Here is a 15,718-nt window from a genome sequence, read left to right on the forward strand (position 1 = left end):
TGAAGCAGTTTTTTTGTTATACGGAACCAACTCTCAATGGAAGCTGATTTGATGAATAGGTGGGACAAAGCTTGATTTTGAGTGTAAACCTTAAATATGGTAAGCTGTAACTATTAGTAATACGTTGTGCAAGGGCGGGCCCAGAGCGCTGGAATCCATCAGGCGGACGTTATTACATTGTTCACCAATAACATCAGAGCAGGTCACGGACCTGTAGTCGGCAAAGAGGGGTTCGTATGAAACGGAAATTCGGGGACCGCGCGAACTGGCGCCGGATTACGAACCGACAATTCACATGCCGGTTCGTTCAATCCAAAATTTTCACAGGTTATATTACGTTGTACACCATACAGGATTTAAAAGAACCTTTGTGGAAAACTTATGGAGGCAGTACCTTCTGTATCGCAGATAAAGGTTATTCCTGGCTGCAATACTATCCGAAGGGAGAGCACTTTGTTGTTACGGCGATGTTTGACGATCAGGAACGGATTGTAGAGTGGTACATTGATACATGTCGTAGTCAGGGGATAACCGATCAGGGCGTTCCTTGGTTTGATGACCTGTATCTGGATGTCGTTGTACTGAAAGATGGAGAAGTATTTTTGCTGGATGAAGATGAGCTTGAAGATGCACTGTCACGGAAACATATTACTACGGGTGATTATGACCTGGCGAACAAGACGGCTAAGGAACTGCTGCATGCCATTGATGCACATGTATTCCCATACTTTCAGTTATCACTGAAGCATAGGCCGAGTTTGTTTGAGAACGGAGAGTTTCGAAAAAACATTCAGATTTGAGACATCTACTTATCCGTAGAATTCTTCATGATCCTTCTAATATTGGAGCACCTGATAGAATACATTAATAATCAGGAGAGTTCAGCCCGATAAAATAGAGGTGATGGCGAATGAACGGACGGGTCATGGCTGCAGGAGAGCAACCAGGAGGCAGACCATCCAGACAAATTAATATTGTGTTGCGTAACCAGGAACCTCAGATGTTGGTCAAAGATGAAGCAGCGGCAGTACAGGCAGCCAAGAGTATAACCAAACATGCGCACTTCCAGGAGATACAGGGTGAATTGGAGCAATTGGTTGGACTTGAAAATATCAAAGACTTGGTATTTGAGATCTATGCTTTTCTACAGATTGCTCAGATGCGTACTGAAGCAGGTTTACTTAGTGGTGCGCACGTGTATCATATGATCTTCAAAGGCAATCCGGGGACCGGTAAGACCACCGTGGCGAGGATCGTTGCCAAACTCTTTCAGAAGATGGGTGTGTTGAGTAAAGGGCATCTTATTGAAGTAGAGCGTGCGGATCTGGTTGGGGAATATATCGGTCACACGGCGCAGAAAACAAGAGAGTTGGTCAAGAAGGCACTCGGTGGGATATTGTTCATTGATGAAGCTTACAGTTTGGCCCGCGGGGGAGAGAAGGATTTTGGCAAGGAAGCTATTGATACGCTTGTAAAGTCCATGGAAGATAACAAAAATCAGTTTATACTGATTCTTGCCGGGTATTCGGAAGAAATTGATTTTTTTCTCCAGACGAACCCTGGATTACCTTCCCGTTTCCCCATTCAAGTGGAGTTTCCAGACTATAGCATTGATCAGTTGATTCAAATCTCTGAGATTATGGCCAAAGAGCGTGATTATATTCTAATGCCTCAGACCATACTCAAGCTAAAGCAACATTTGCTTCAGGAAAAAAATGATTCGCTGCATGCGTTCAGTAACGCCAGATACGTTCGTAATGCCATTGAGCGTTCGATCAGGCATCAGGCGGTTCGTTTGTTGGAACAATACACGGAAGGCAGTCCAGGAAAACTGGAGCTGATGACAATCCGTACAGAGGATTTGAACTTTGAGCGAAAGTAAGCGATAATATAGTTTTTACACCAGCCGGCCGGGCCAACCGGTTCGGCTTAAGGCATGCCATGGCATATTCGTGGAAATGAATATCAACGGAATAGTAATTAGAGGGAGTGAACATATACATGACAAATGGCACACATGATACTGATATGGTCAAAAAAGATCGCGCCGTCTTGGTGAGTCTTGTTACGGATGATGTAAAACGTACAGGTATCAACCCTGAGTACTCTTTAGAGGAACTGGTGAAACTTGCCGAGACAGCTGGAGTGGAAGTGCTAAGTGTACTTTCTCAGAACAGGGAAAAACGTGATACCAAATGGTTCATTGGTAAAGGTAAGGTGGAAGAGCTCCGTGCAATCGCGGAGGAACTCGGAGCAACTACGGCTATTTTTGATCAGGAATTGTCAGGTGCGCAGGTTCGTAATCTGGAAGAAACCCTTGATCTCAAAATTATTGACCGTACCCAACTGATTTTGGATATCTTTGCACAACGGGCCAACACTAGAGAAGGTATTATTCAAGTGGAATTGGCTCAACATAGTTACTTGCTGCCACGGTTGTCTGGTCATGGCAAGAACCTGTCCAGACTCGGGGGCGGAATTGGAACAAGAGGCCCGGGTGAAAGCAAGCTGGAGACAGACCGCCGTCACATTCGTGGTCGTATCGATGATCTGAAGCGTCATTTGGAAGAATTGACTCGTCATCGTAAATTGCATCGTGAACGCCGCAAAAAAACAGGTATTGTACAGGTGGCACTTGTTGGTTATACCAATGCTGGCAAATCGACCTTGCTCAAGCAGTTGACGGCTGCAGATGTGTATATTCAAGATCAGCTATTCGCTACTCTGGATCCAACATCACGTACCATGGAACTTCCAAGTGGTAAAGAAATCGTCCTTACCGATACGGTTGGTTTTATTCAAAATCTGCCACATGATCTGATTGCAGCTTTCCGGGCAACGCTGGAGGAAGTGAATGAAGCAGATCTCATCCTGCATGTTGTGGACGCCTCATCAGCTATGCGCGAAGATCAAATGCGGACGGTTAACACAATTTTGCAAGAACTTGGTTCAGGGGACAAGCCGCAGTTAGTACTGTATAACAAAAAAGATGCATGTACACCAGAGCAGCTTGAGATGCTTCCATTGGATAAAGGCCATATTAAAGTAAGCGCATTAGACTCTGAGGATCTGCTTAAAATCCGTGAATTAATTCAGACAGAGCTGACAGGTGATACGAAACGCTTCCGTATTCCAGCAGAACGTGGTGATCTAACGTCCATACTCTACAAAATTGGTGATGTGGTGGATACCAGCTTTGAAGAGAATGATGTCATTTATGAAGTTGAATTGCAAAAAGGTGAATATGAGAAATTTGGTTATATGCTTGAAGAATTCATTGAATTGTAATATTCATGACATATTGGTGTGATAAGTTGACACGATAATAGATAATTCAACGTCAGATTCGTGCTATGAAGGAGAATGAAGTAAGATGGTAAGCTTTGATTCAGAAATATCTGAACTTCAACGTCAAGTGGAGCGTCAGATTGAAGGACAACTGCAACAGATTGATCGGATCACAGATCACAATCAATGGAAGGTGATTAATGCTTTTCAACAGCGAAAAGTAAGTGATTTTCACTTTGCAGGTTCAACAGGTTATGCCTATAACGATCGTGGGCGTGAAGTGCTTGATGAAGTATATGCTGATGTTTTCGGCGCGGAGGCCGCGTTGGTGCGTCCTCATTTTGCTTCAGGTACTCATACGATTAGTACAGCTCTCTTTGGCGTTTTGCGTCCAGGTGACGAATTATTGTACATCACGGGTAAGCCTTATGACACATTGCATAAAGTTATTGGCAAACCCGGTGATGGCACAGGTTCATTATGCGATTTTGGCATCGGTTACCGTGAGACGGCCTTAACTGATGAAGGTGGAGTGGACTGGGCAGCAGTTGAAAAAAGCATTACACCAGCTACAAAAGTCATTGGGATTCAACGTTCACGGGGTTATGACTGGCGCTCCTCTTTCTGCGTTGCTGAGATCGCTGAGATGGTTACGCGTGTTAAAGCGATGAAGGAAGATGTTATCGTATTCGTAGATAATTGTTACGGTGAATTCACGGAGGAACGTGAACCGACAGAAGTCGGAGTTGATCTGATGGCCGGGTCACTGATCAAGAACCCTGGTGGAGGCATTGCGGAAACTGGTGGATACATATGTGGGAAGGAACAATACGTACAGTTGGCAGCTTATCGTCTGACAGCCCCTGGAATTGGGGGAGAGGTGGGAGCAATGCTGGGGACAACACGTGGCATCTACCAAGGACTTTACATGGCACCGACAATTGTAGGACAAGCTATCAAAGGAAGTACGTTTGCTGCTGCGATGTTTGCTGAATCCGGATTTGTAACCAAACCCGCCTGGAATGAAGCTCGCACAGATCTGATCCAGGCTGTTAAGTTTAGTTCTGCTGAGCATCTGATCGCCTTCGTGCAGGGGATTCAGCGTGCAGCAGCTGTGGATAGTCATGTGGTTCCTGAACCGTGGGATATGCCGGGCTATGAGCACCCTGTCATTATGGCGGCAGGTACGTTCATTCAGGGTGGAAGTCTGGAATTATCAGCCGATGCGCCTATTCGGGAGCCGTATATCGGGTATATGCAAGGCGGATTAACGTACTCTCATGTCAAATATGGCGTTTTAATGGCGTTACAGACGATGAAAGATCGTAAATTATTGTGAGTTTATCTAACACGTCATTGACACTTGGTAATAACTAAATGTACAATAGGGTGAAGAATAGATGACTGGAAGGTTGATGAACATGGGTGATGAAATCCGCAGAAATATGGCCTTATTCCCAATTGGTATTGTAATGAAACTTACGGATCTGTCTGCACGTCAGATTCGTTACTATGAGCAGCACAGCTTGATCGTTCCTGCGAGAACGTCAGGTAATCAACGGTTATTCTCTTTTAATGACGTAGAGAGATTGCTAGAGATCAAGGCTTTGATTGAAAAAGGAGTTAACATCGCGGGCATCAAACAAGTGATGAATCCTGTTTCGAAAGAATCCGAGGAAGCTACAGTGATCACGCCAGATACTGAAGTTAAACGCAGAGAGCTGTCCGATACGCAGTTGCACCGCTTGCTGAAGCAGCAGCTTGTATCAGGTAAGAGACCAGGACAAGTATCTCTCATTCAGGGAGAGCTTTCCCGATTCTTTAATAAAAACTAAATTCGCATAACTTGGCGAGTGAGGGGAAAACATGCACTTTTGGTGTGAGACTCCTTGACCCGTGGAACTTTCTAATGTACAAATATAACAGGCAAGCCAAATACGCAGATAAGAAAGGGAGAGGTTATAGTGAGTTATACAAAAGAAGACATTCTCCGCATTTCGAAAGAAGAAAACGTACGATTCATTCGATTGCAATTTACTGATTTGCTTGGAGCTATCAAAAACGTTGAGATTCCTGTGAGTCAGTTGACTAAGGCTCTGGATAACAAAATGATGTTCGATGGATCTTCCATTGAAGGTTATGTACGTATCGAAGAGTCCGACATGTACCTCTATCCAGATCTAGATTCTTGGCTTATTTTCCCATGGGTTGCAGAGAACCGTGTTGCACGTCTGATTTGCGACGTATATCTTCCGGATGGTAATCCGTTCCCAGGAGATCCACGTGGCATCTTGAAACGAAACCTGAAGGAAGCCCAAGATATGGGATTCACTTCCTTTAACGTTGGTCCTGAACCCGAGTTCTTCTTGTTCAAAACAGACGAAAAAGGAAATCCAACTAACGAACTGAATGACCAAGGTGGTTATTTCGACCTTGCGCCTACGGATCTTGGTGAAAACTGTCGTCGTGACATCGTTATCACACTTGAAGAAATGGGCTTTGAGATCGAAGCTTCCCACCATGAGGTAGCTCCAGGTCAGCATGAGATCGACTTCAAATATGCTGATGCTCTGAAAGCAGCTGACCAGATCCAAACGTTCAAACTCGTTGTTAAAACGATTGCACGTCAGCATGGTTTACATGCTACATTCATGCCGAAACCACTGTTTGGTATGAACGGATCCGGTATGCACTGTAACCAATCCTTGTTCAAAGGCAATGAGAACGCATTCGTTGATGAGTCGGACGAGTTGGGTCTGAGCAAAACTGCTCGTCACTTCATGGCTGGAACTTTGAAGCACGCACGTGCGTTTGCAGCAATTACTAACCCAACTGTGAACTCATACAAACGTCTTGTACCAGGTTATGAAGCACCTTGTTATGTAGCATGGTCTGCTAGTAACCGTAGCCCAATGATTCGTATTCCAGCTTCCCGTGGTCTGAGTACACGTGTTGAGGTTCGTAACCCGGATCCGGCTGCTAACCCTTACCTGGCTTTGTCTGTTCTGTTGAAAGCAGGTCTGGACGGAATCAAACGTGAGCTTTCCTTACCAACTCCTATTGACCGTAACATCTACATCATGTCAGAAGAAGAGCGTGTGGAAGAAGGCATTCCAAGCTTGCCAGCTGACCTGAAAGAAGCATTGAATGAATTGATCCGCAGCGAAGTAATCTGTGATGCTCTCGGCGACCACGCCTTGGCTCACTTTTATGAGCTGAAAGAAATTGAGTGGGATATGTATAGAACACAAGTGCACCAATGGGAACGCGATCAATATATCACGTTGTACTAATCGAAAAAGCCTTGTAACTACGGGGTTTTGAAGAGATGAGCCGGGGGACGTTTTGAGGGAATAGCACTTCTATTGAGGTTGCGTCCCCCAAACGTCCCCCGGTTTTTTGATTTTCTGATCCAAAAATACGGGAAGTGTACTCTTCATACTTATCCATGTTCCGCTTTTCTAGCTTTTTAGAAATATGAGCATATACATCGGATGTAATTTGCACACTGCCATGCCCAAGCTGCTCTTGTACAAATTTGATGTCAGCCCCAGCTTCAAGCATGATCACGGCATAGGTATGTCTCAAGGAATAGATCGTTAAATCCTCACTCAAATCAGGCTTTCTCAAAATTCTCATTGAAGCATTAAAGAGACAAGATTTTGGCATCGGACTACCATCATTTCTGCCAATGCATGCTCTATGGCTGAGTATACTGTTGAGTTAATGATCTCGACCGTTCGTTTACTGAGTCCCTTTTTAAATAGAGAGTCCAAAAAGACTTGATACATATCTGGTTTTAAATTTTGGAGCATCAGACGGTTAAAATAGGGTTTGATATGGGTGTTAAGATTGTTATCATGTAGTTTGATGGTGTTCTTTCTTACAACATCTTTTTTGTAATTATCAATCCAATTACGAATGTAATCTACCAAAGGAATGTCTGTCTGTTCAAACCCTTGCTTTAGCTGCCTTAAAAATTCAGCAGCAGCTAGTTCAGCCTCTGGTTTAGTTCGAAAACCAGCCTTGGATTTCTCTTTTTGTTGTTGAGTGAACGGATCGGTGTACTTTAACCGATACCTCCAGCCACTTTTCAATTCCTTGAAACTTGCCAATTTCATTCCTCCTACTAGGGCGTTAGTTTTTTTGTATGTAAAACCGCCTCACAGCGGTGTAAGCGTAATTAATCAATTTTGAGCAGAGTAGTGAAATGTTCTGGGTTAAAGATGAAATAGGAGAAAGAGCTTGGAATTAGAGTCGGAAAAGATATTTTAAATAAATCATCAAAAAACGAGCCTTCGGTAACTAAGGCTCGTTTGTGCAGGAGTCATATTTGGCTCCAATAACTATTTTTGGATTAGTGCAGAGGTTTCTTGCGGAAAAGTTCGAGACCAGAACTTGTACCGATTGCCGAAAAGGACAAGGAAATGATCTGATTACCGATTAGATAAGTATTTAACTACTTGTCACTGCTCTAATTCATTAAGCTGGTGGGCAGTTTAGTTTAAGATTAACTGCGGTGAACCATATCATCGCTAGTGATAAAGCAGAGAATTGAACTGGATATTGCATCGGCAACGCTGAGTTTGCAGGAAGGAGCTTAAAGTATTCACGTAATCGATACATGTGGAGTGTCTTATATTGATAGTCCGTAAGGAATAGATGAGATGTGACAGTTTCGCTCAAACGACTTAATTGTATAGTGTTGACACTTCGCCCACTTGGAGTAATATGTAACTATTGAGATATCATTCTATTTCCGATGAAGACATATCTTAGTTTGAATGTTATTTAGGAAGGAGAGACACTATGAAAAGGTTCGAGATATGTTCTATGCAAAGTCTATTTTATGAACAACGGCGGCTGTTTGTATAGAGCTAATATTATAAGTAACCGCTTAAATCCGGATAGTGATAATTGTTATAGTGTAGACTTTGCTACCTTAAAATTCAACTATTTTAAGGAGCGGCTATCATGAGATATGTAAATGTCAACATCATCTTTCCAGAAGAATTTCTAAATGAAATACAAAAGTATATGAACGTTGGATTGGTTTACGTTTCTCGATGGTGACACTATCGAGAAACTTTCAGATCGATTTTGCCTTATCAAACGATACTATTAAAGAGATCGTTTATATAAAATAATAGTTTAACAAAAGTCGCATTGGAAGAAATTCTAATGTGACTTTTTTGTGTATAGTATAGTTTAAATTGTTTACTACATATTTTCAAGCTTTTACTATCGTTATAATAACATACAAGAGAAGTAGTTACGTACTTCATAAAAACTGTAGGGGGATAACAAATGAATGATTTTTTAAGATTTGATACTGATGAAGAACGGCGGGCGTTATTAATCAGAGCAAGGAAAGTCGCTCTATCTGCTATTCAAAAGTATGATTTAGAATGGGATAACATCCAGTTTATTCAACTATCCGATACGATCACGTATAAAATTGAAACCAGTACAGATAACAATTATTTACTTCGCATTCATTCGGACCGATTAAGCAGAGAGGAAATTCGTTCGGAACTCCTACTGTTACAAGCACTGAACAAATCGAAAGATCTAAATGTACCAGAAGGGATGGCAAATTGTGATGGTATTTATGTATTGGACATCGAAACAGAGACAGGATATAGGCGCCCTTATATAACGATGATGCGATGGATAGAGGGTGAAAAAGCAGTAGGTGAATTTACAGATAGTCAAGCATATAATATGGGTGTATTGATGAGCAGGCTCCATGCAGCAGCAAAGGATTTCAATCCACCTTCTGATTTTGTAAGACCTACTTGGGGAGTAGAAAGTTTTAAACGTGAAATGGATAAGTTGGAACGTTACTATGAGCGTTTTTTATCCGAAGAGGGATGGAAGCTGTATCAAGATGCAGCTGAGAAGGTTGTATCCCAACTTACCACGATGCATCCAAGTGAACATAATTATGGGCTCATTCATGCTGATTTACATACCGGTAATATGGTTTTTGAGGATAATCAACCCTATCCGATTGATTTTGGAAGATGTGGGTACGGATATTATCTCTACGATATGGCAGGCACCATATTGGAGCTTTGGCCAAAGCATCGATGGATGCTTATCCAAGGTTATGAGAGTATTAGGAAGTTGGAAACGGACTATATTCGGGATCTGGAATGTTTTTTTGTCATGTTCATGATCGAGAACTACTGTCATCACGCCTCTGATCCAAGAGAAACAACCAGTTTAATCGAAGAACAAAAGTATGCCCAAGCATACATAAGAGAATATTTAAATGGTAATCCATTTTTATTCGAAGTGGTCGAGCCTGTAAATTTGGATTAATACTAACCGATACCGGGCTAAAATAATGATATCTTATGGTGATGATTTACAATAAGTCGCTGTTTAGAGTGTTTGTTCATATCATCGAGTTTTAAAAACGTGAGCTATGACTTCGAGTTTATATAAGATCTACTTGTGTACTTAGCGCTGAAACTTTTCTGTTTATTATGAAGATTTCTGCTTATTCATGAAGTTTGTCCGATCCAGTTGTTCTTCAGCTTCTCTAGTTCCCCTTCATTTTGGGGTATATTTTGACAGAGCTGTTTGGGTCGTTTCGTGATTTTTTAAACTGGCATTGAATTGGAATGAAGGCGACTCGACTTGGTGGGTCGTCTTTTTTCTTTTCTAGGGGCTTGATGGTTTGCGCCGGATGTTCAGGACAGCGAGATGCCAAATACGGTTGAGGCATTATGGAAGATCGAGCTTTTATATGGAAAGCATCCGTCCTATACGGAGAGTAGTATGCGGTAAAGTTAACAACGAAGCTGGAGGGGGAGCTTCGAAGTGTTCCTTGGTCATCGATTTGAGGGATAAGTTCGATGAGTTCCTTAGAGATTTTAATGTTTTTGGAAGATGGAGAAGGCAGAGATGCATCAAACCATTGATTATGTGAAGCTTTAAACTTCATATTCTGCAGAATTAGCTTAATGTAATTATTAAGAACCCCTTTTATATCTTTAAAGCCTCCTAATCCAATTGGTCACTCGAAGCCACCTCAGATACACTAAATGAAATGAGGAGAGCGTCCATGAAAATATGGAAACGGGGAGGTTACAGTTACTGGAAATAAATAAAAAAGGCCCATGGCTGGATTCATGTAGAATGAAGGTTCCTACACCACATTCACACAAGGAGAATCCAGCCATGAGCTACAGACATTTTAGCATAATTGAACGGAGCAAGCTAGAAATCCTACACCAGCAAGGCAAAAGCTGACGAGCAATCGCAAAGGAACTGGGCAGACATCCTTCGACCATTTGCCGTGAATTAGAGCGTGCAGCTTCATTTGGATCCTATCAGGCGGAGCATGGATGTTTCATTTGTATGTTGAAAGTTTCATATAGAAGAGGTATACTTTAATTAAATTTTGAACAATTTAATTTTAAATAATTAATTGGAGATGTTATTATGGATCAGGCAAAACAACTAGTGACAGAACAACGTACATTTTTTTATACAGGACAAACTAAAAATATCGAGTATCGGATTAATGCACTTCAACAGCTTAGAAAAGGAATTGAAAAGTATCAGCAACGGATTCAAGATGCACTTCGGGCTGATCTGAACAAATCTGAGGCGGAAGCTTACAGTTCCGAGATTCGAATAGTTCTGGGTGAACTGGATTTTGCATTAGAACATCTGCAGGAATGGGCTGCACCCAAACAAGTCCCAACCAATGCGGCTATGCCGGATGGGGTGAGCACCATTTACCCTGAACCATACGGAGTGGCGCTTATTATTGCACCTTGGAACTATCCTTTCCAACTGGCGTTTGGTCCACTGATTGGAGCAATTGCAGCCGGTAACTGTGCAGTTATCAAGCCTTCTGAATTAACACCAGCCGTATCTCGTTTGACGTATGATCTGATTCATGAGATCTTCCCTCAGGAGTATATAGCCGTTATGGAAGGGGAAGTCGAAGCCAGCACAGCATTGTTGAAAGAGAAGTTTGATTATATTTTCTTCACAGGCAGCACGGGTGTTGGTCGCATTGTGATGAAGGCAGCTGCAGAGCACCTGACTCCTGTAACTCTTGAATTAGGTGGTAAGAGTCCTGCTATTGTCCATAGTGACGCAGATCTGAAGCTGGTAGCTCAGCGTATTGTTCGTGGTAAGTTCCTGAATGCAGGCCAAACTTGCGTTGCTCCGGATTATTTGCTTGTACATGAACAAGTTCATGACGAATTGATCAATCTGATTGGCGCAGAGATCAAAGATAAATTTGGGGATGATGTGTTACAAAACGCTGATTTCCCGCATATTGTCAACGAACGTAACTTTAATCGGTTGTCGAAATTCCTCACAGATGGCAAAACGCTAATTGGTGGGCGTTCTGTACGTGAGCAGTTGCTCATTGAGCCGACTGTACTTGGAGATGTGAAATGGGAATCAGCTGTGATGCAAGAAGAGATCTTCGGTCCGATTCTTCCTGTGTTTACGTACAGTGACCTGAATCCTATGCTGGATGAGATTGTTCGCCGGCCAAAACCATTGGCGCTATATCTCTTCACACAGGATGAGCAACTGCAGGATCAGGTTCTGAATCAAGTATCCTTCGGTGGGGGATGTATTAATGACACACTTTCTCATATGACTTCACACTATCTCCCGTTTGGTGGTGTCGGAGAGAGTGGTATGGGCTCATATCACGGACAACAGAGCTTTGATGTGTTCTCGCATCACAAGAGTGTTCTGAAACGCAGTGAATAATTAGCCGCATAAATAACATAAACATGAAAAAAAGAGGTTGCCCTGTTCATCAGGGCAACCTCTTTCGTATTTCATTACATCTAGTTTTGTTACTCAAGTTAAATATTAATGAATATCTCGGAAAAGGCCAATGACTTTACCCAGAATACTAACATGTTTCAAACGTAAAGGTTCGAAGGTCGCATTCTCCGGTTGAAGGCGAATATGATCTTTCTCTTTATAGAACGTTTTCACTGTAGCTTCATCGTCTTCAGTCATTGCAACGACGATATCACCGTTATCAGCAGTTTGCTGTTGACGGACAATAACGTAATCTCCGTTAACGATTCCAGCTTCCACCATACTATCTCCGACTACCGAAAGCATAAACACTTTCTGTTCGCCTACATAATGTGTAGGGAGAGGGAAGTAGTCTTCAATGTTCTCGGTTGCAGTGATTGGAACCCCGGCTGTAACCTTACCAACAACAGGAATACGTGCAACGCTATGAGCAAATTGATGAGAATGCTCAGACTCTTCCTGGCTCAGAAGCTCAATGGCTCTTGGCTTGGTAGGGTCGCGTCGGATCAAACCTTTTTTCTCCAAACGATCCAAATGTCCATGTACTGTTGAGCTGGAAGCCAGTCCAACCGCTTCACCAATTTCCCGTACGGAAGGAGGATACCCCTTCAACCGGACTTCATTTCGTATAAACTCCAGAATAGCCTGCTGCCTGCTGGATATCTTCGACATACCGTATCAACCCCATTTTAGTAACGTTTGGGAAAATTATAACATAGAACCTCCGTTCGTACAAACATAAGTTCTAAATAAAATGGTATATAATCAGTGTTTTTTAACTTATAGAACCGAATTTGTCCAAAAGTCAGAGCGTAATACTGCAAATGCTTTGCAGAAGGATTTGAATTAAGATATTTCTCCTTCAAAAAAGAAGCGAACAATTGTTCTAAAAATCTATTGAACAAAACAAGTGTTCGTGTTATATTGATTCCAACAGATAGGAACAAACGTTTGGAGGCGGGTATTTAATGAGATATTCTACTTATCAAAGCATTTATGAACCAATGAATTCGGAACTGGTGAAGTCTAACATAGGGAACTACAAGAAGGTTTTAGCGCGTTTCAAGATTTCTTCATGGATGTTAAAGGTAGCCATTACCTCTTTGATTATATTTATTGGATGCAGCACTGTTTTAACTGTATTTGCTGGCAATGAGAATGATGTTCTGCCTGGAGGAAAGATAGCTGTTTCACAAGGGGAAACATTATGGAGTATTTCTTTGGAACATAAACCGACGAATATGGATACACGTATTTATATAGAAGCAATCAAGAAAGTGAATCAACTTCATACAACTTCCATCCAAGTGGGACAAGTACTAGCTCTACCGCAATTTGCAGAATAAAATGCACGTCAATGAGTGTTAGCGCGTGTCAGCTTGACAAGCAGCCTTTATAATGGCAAAGTTAATATGACTTTGTATTTTTGGAGGGGACAAGCTTGGATATAGATAGTCTGGTAGCACGCATTAACGAATTGGCTCGTAAGCAAAAGTCCACGGGATTGTCAGAGGAAGAACTTGCTGAACGTGCCGAGCTAAGAGAGATTTATTTGAGCAATATTCGCAGCAATTTCAGACAACAACTGGATACCATTGAGATTGTTGATGATGAGAATGACAAAGGCCACCAAGGCAAACTCAAACACTAACGAAACCTAATGATATCATTATGATATTTAGGTTTCTTCCTGTTATTTTGAGTGTGCAATTTATAGGGGGAAATGTTGGTTTGCAATTATGTAAGCCGATACAAAGACACATAAGGGGGATTCACATGTCGCGTTCGTTCGAGAGAACGGTTAAGAAAAATTCCAAGCAGTTAAATCAGCAACGCAAAAAAAGTGGTCAACCAATCACTGGTACACCAGGTGAAGAAGTCTTTAAGGGACGCAGCTTGTTGTTCCCAATATTTTTGATCGGTCTCGCCTTTTTGTATCTGTTTATGAGCACATTCCTTGTGCAAGCTCCAATGACAACTTGGGACTGGGTGACCATGCTGCTTTACGTATTTTTGGCAGTCATCTTCATGCTTCGCCGTCCATACATCAAGATTAGCAGTAATCGGATTATAACGACGAAGGGTAATCGTGAACGTTCAATCGGGGTTGAAGATATCGTCAAATTCAGAATTGAACCGGGTACAGTTGTTATCGAACATAACAGTCGCGGGAAAAGATGGGTGTTCACCAAGTTATTGAACCGTTACGATACAGATGCGATTGCAGAACGTTTGCTGAAATTTGCAAAAGCACACCAGATCACCGTGGAAACCGTCGAAAAGTAATTATTGCATAAAGGGGTAGATGATCGGAATGGCGTTAAAAGCGATTTTGTTCGACCTGGATGATACTTTATTATGGGATGAGCGTAGTGTTCGAGAAGCTTTTCATGAGACTTGTCTAATTGCAGCACAAGAGACTGGGGTCAAACCGGAGGAACTTGAAGAAGCTGTTCGTAACGAGGCACGTGCACTGTATGAATCTTATGAGACCTTTCCTTTTACCAAAATGATTGGAATCAATCCGTTTGAAGGCCTTTGGGCCAACTTTACAGGTGGGGATCAAGCTGAGTTCCGTCAGTTGGAACAACTTGCTCCAGTTTACCGTAAAGAATCCTGGCGTCGTGGCTTGTTGAAGTTGGGTATAGATCGGGAAGATCTTGCTGAACAACTGGCCGCACAGTTCGGAGTAGAACGTAGATCCAGACCTCATGTGTACGAAGAAACGATGGATACTTTGCTTCAATTACAAGGGAAATACAAACTGTTGCTGTTAACGAACGGTTGTCCTGCTTTGCAACAAGAGAAGTTGGATGGTGTACCTGAATTGACTCCTTTCTTTGATGAGATTATTATCTCGGGTAACTTTGGAAAAGGAAAACCAGATCCGTCCATATTTGAGCATGCTTTGAGTAAACTGGGTGTTAAACCCGAAGAGAGCATGATGGTTGGGGACAAGTTGACGACGGATATTCGTGGTGCTCTATCAGCAGGCATCCAAGCCGTATGGATTAACCGTGAGCATAAGACCAACAATGAAACGTATGCGCCCGACCATGAAATCACGCATTTATCCGAATTAGATCAACTTATTGCTAAGTTCTGAGCAGATCAGCTATAACATCTTACCTCAGCACCCTGAAACATTGGAAGCTTCAATGAACGATGATGTCGTTCTTGAAGTTACCAATGTTTTTTAATTTGATTTTATCGACTAAGTTGCCTTGTTAAATGAGATTTTCATTTATTTTGCTAAAAGTTATTGAAATTAGGGGGGAGCTGGATTAAAATATAACTAACATACTAGTATGACTAGTATTTAGATTGTCCTAAGCAATTTCTTTTTGACTTACTTCATTAAAGGGAAGCAGGGAGTTATTGCTTATTATTTTCGATTAATTGTAAGCGCTTAATATTTTAGAATAGCTTCTTTCGATTTGGAGATCACACCACTTATTAAGTGCTAATGAATGATGTGAAGCACCTTGGATTGTGTGATTCTACATAATACATCAAATTGATATCGCTTACATTTGGCAAACATCTATTTCGTAGTGGGGGTGAAGTTAAAGGAGCTGTTGTCTTCTACAAGAGGAGAAACGATGGGAAATGT

General features: G+C 41.9%; 15 protein-coding genes and 1 pseudogene. 13 read left to right on the top strand and 3 right to left on the bottom strand.

The genetic code is table 11. From position 1 onward, the window contains the following. Nucleotides 1–236: 236 nt before the first annotated feature. The 6 genes from IFU39_RS02110 (at nucleotide 237) to glnA (ending at nucleotide 6,581) form a co-directional block, all read left to right on the top strand. The gene (locus tag IFU39_RS02110; protein ID WP_036672757.1) at nucleotides 237–800 is read left to right on the top strand and encodes a DUF402 domain-containing protein; all 564 of its coding nucleotides are present in this window, start codon (nucleotides 237–239) and stop codon (nucleotides 798–800) included. Nucleotides 801–910: 110 nt separating this feature from the next. Beyond that, entirely contained in the window at nucleotides 911–1,882 is a 972-nt protein-coding gene (locus IFU39_RS02115) for an AAA family ATPase (protein ID WP_192131068.1), read from the top strand. A gap of 119 nt (nucleotides 1,883–2,001) precedes the next feature. Then, entirely contained in the window at nucleotides 2,002–3,288 is a 1,287-nt protein-coding gene (gene hflX, locus IFU39_RS02120; RefSeq protein ID WP_091011958.1) for a GTPase HflX, read from the top strand. A gap of 85 nt (nucleotides 3,289–3,373) precedes the next feature. After that, nucleotides 3,374–4,627, top strand: coding sequence for a methionine gamma-lyase family protein (locus IFU39_RS02125; protein ID WP_091011960.1), 1,254 nt, complete (start codon nucleotides 3,374–3,376; stop codon nucleotides 4,625–4,627). A gap of 82 nt (nucleotides 4,628–4,709) precedes the next feature. Next, nucleotides 4,710–5,123 carry a MerR family transcriptional regulator gene (locus tag IFU39_RS02130; RefSeq protein WP_017687924.1) on the top strand — a complete coding sequence of 138 codons (414 nt, stop codon included), beginning with the start codon at nucleotides 4,710–4,712 and terminating at the stop codon, nucleotides 5,121–5,123. A gap of 129 nt (nucleotides 5,124–5,252) precedes the next feature. Beyond that, nucleotides 5,253–6,581, top strand: a complete 1,329-nt coding sequence (gene glnA / locus IFU39_RS02135; RefSeq protein ID WP_036613569.1) for a type I glutamate--ammonia ligase — start codon at nucleotides 5,253–5,255, stop codon at nucleotides 6,579–6,581. Here the strand turns inward: glnA and IFU39_RS33505 are convergent. Together IFU39_RS33505 and IFU39_RS33510 are read right to left on the bottom strand one after the other, a co-directional pair. Further along, nucleotides 6,568–6,957 (bottom strand): tyrosine-type recombinase/integrase, encoded by a 390-nt coding sequence (locus IFU39_RS33505; RefSeq protein WP_397376313.1) that lies wholly within the window; start codon nucleotides 6,955–6,957, stop codon nucleotides 6,568–6,570. The genes glnA and IFU39_RS33505 overlap by 14 nt on opposite strands. After that, the gene (locus IFU39_RS33510; RefSeq protein WP_446740331.1) at nucleotides 6,924–7,403 is read right to left on the bottom strand and encodes an Arm DNA-binding domain-containing protein; all 480 of its coding nucleotides are present in this window, start codon (nucleotides 7,401–7,403) and stop codon (nucleotides 6,924–6,926) included. Before IFU39_RS33510 ends, IFU39_RS33505 begins: the two co-directional genes overlap by 34 nt. Before the next feature lie 1,192 nt (nucleotides 7,404–8,595). On the opposite strand from IFU39_RS33510, the gene IFU39_RS02145 reads away from it, so the two are divergent. From IFU39_RS02145 to IFU39_RS02155, 3 genes and pseudogenes are all read left to right on the top strand, one after another. Continuing rightward, entirely contained in the window at nucleotides 8,596–9,615 is a 1,020-nt protein-coding gene (locus IFU39_RS02145; protein WP_192131070.1) for a phosphotransferase enzyme family protein, read from the top strand. A gap of 864 nt (nucleotides 9,616–10,479) precedes the next feature. Beyond that, a pseudogene (locus IFU39_RS33515) lies at nucleotides 10,480–10,641 on the top strand (helix-turn-helix domain-containing protein); the annotation flags it as partial. A 102-nt stretch (nucleotides 10,642–10,743) separates the two neighbouring features. Continuing rightward, nucleotides 10,744–12,045: an aldehyde dehydrogenase gene (locus IFU39_RS02155; RefSeq protein WP_192131072.1), complete on the top strand. Its 1,302-nt coding sequence runs from the start codon at nucleotides 10,744–10,746 to the stop codon at nucleotides 12,043–12,045. Nucleotides 12,046–12,150: 105 nt separating this feature from the next. Here the strand turns inward: IFU39_RS02155 and lexA are convergent, their stop codons facing one another. Beyond that, a complete protein-coding gene (lexA, locus tag IFU39_RS02160; protein WP_017688034.1) occupies nucleotides 12,151–12,777 on the bottom strand; it encodes a transcriptional repressor LexA in 627 nt (208 codons plus the stop codon). A gap of 296 nt (nucleotides 12,778–13,073) precedes the next feature. On the opposite strand from lexA, the gene IFU39_RS02165 reads away from it, so the two are divergent. The 4 genes from IFU39_RS02165 to IFU39_RS02180 all read left to right on the top strand — a co-directional run bounded on the left by IFU39_RS02165 (nucleotide 13,074) and on the right by IFU39_RS02180 (nucleotide 15,211). Continuing rightward, a complete protein-coding gene (locus tag IFU39_RS02165; RefSeq protein WP_091020706.1) occupies nucleotides 13,074–13,451 on the top strand; it encodes a LysM peptidoglycan-binding domain-containing protein in 378 nt (125 codons plus the stop codon). Nucleotides 13,452–13,546: 95 nt separating this feature from the next. After that, a complete protein-coding gene (locus IFU39_RS02170) occupies nucleotides 13,547–13,756 on the top strand; it encodes a DUF896 domain-containing protein (RefSeq protein ID WP_017688036.1) in 210 nt (69 codons plus the stop codon). Nucleotides 13,757–13,881: 125 nt separating this feature from the next. Beyond that, nucleotides 13,882–14,391, top strand: coding sequence for a hypothetical protein (locus IFU39_RS02175; RefSeq protein ID WP_091020707.1), 510 nt, complete (start codon nucleotides 13,882–13,884; stop codon nucleotides 14,389–14,391). A gap of 28 nt (nucleotides 14,392–14,419) precedes the next feature. Continuing rightward, the gene (locus IFU39_RS02180) at nucleotides 14,420–15,211 is read left to right on the top strand and encodes an HAD family hydrolase (RefSeq protein ID WP_192131073.1); all 792 of its coding nucleotides are present in this window, start codon (nucleotides 14,420–14,422) and stop codon (nucleotides 15,209–15,211) included. The last annotated feature ends 507 nt before the right edge of the window (nucleotides 15,212–15,718 follow it).

This window comes from Paenibacillus sp. CFBP 13594 (assembly GCF_014842675.1).
Taxonomy (GTDB): Bacteria; Bacillota; Bacilli; order Paenibacillales; family Paenibacillaceae; genus Paenibacillus; species Paenibacillus amylolyticus_B.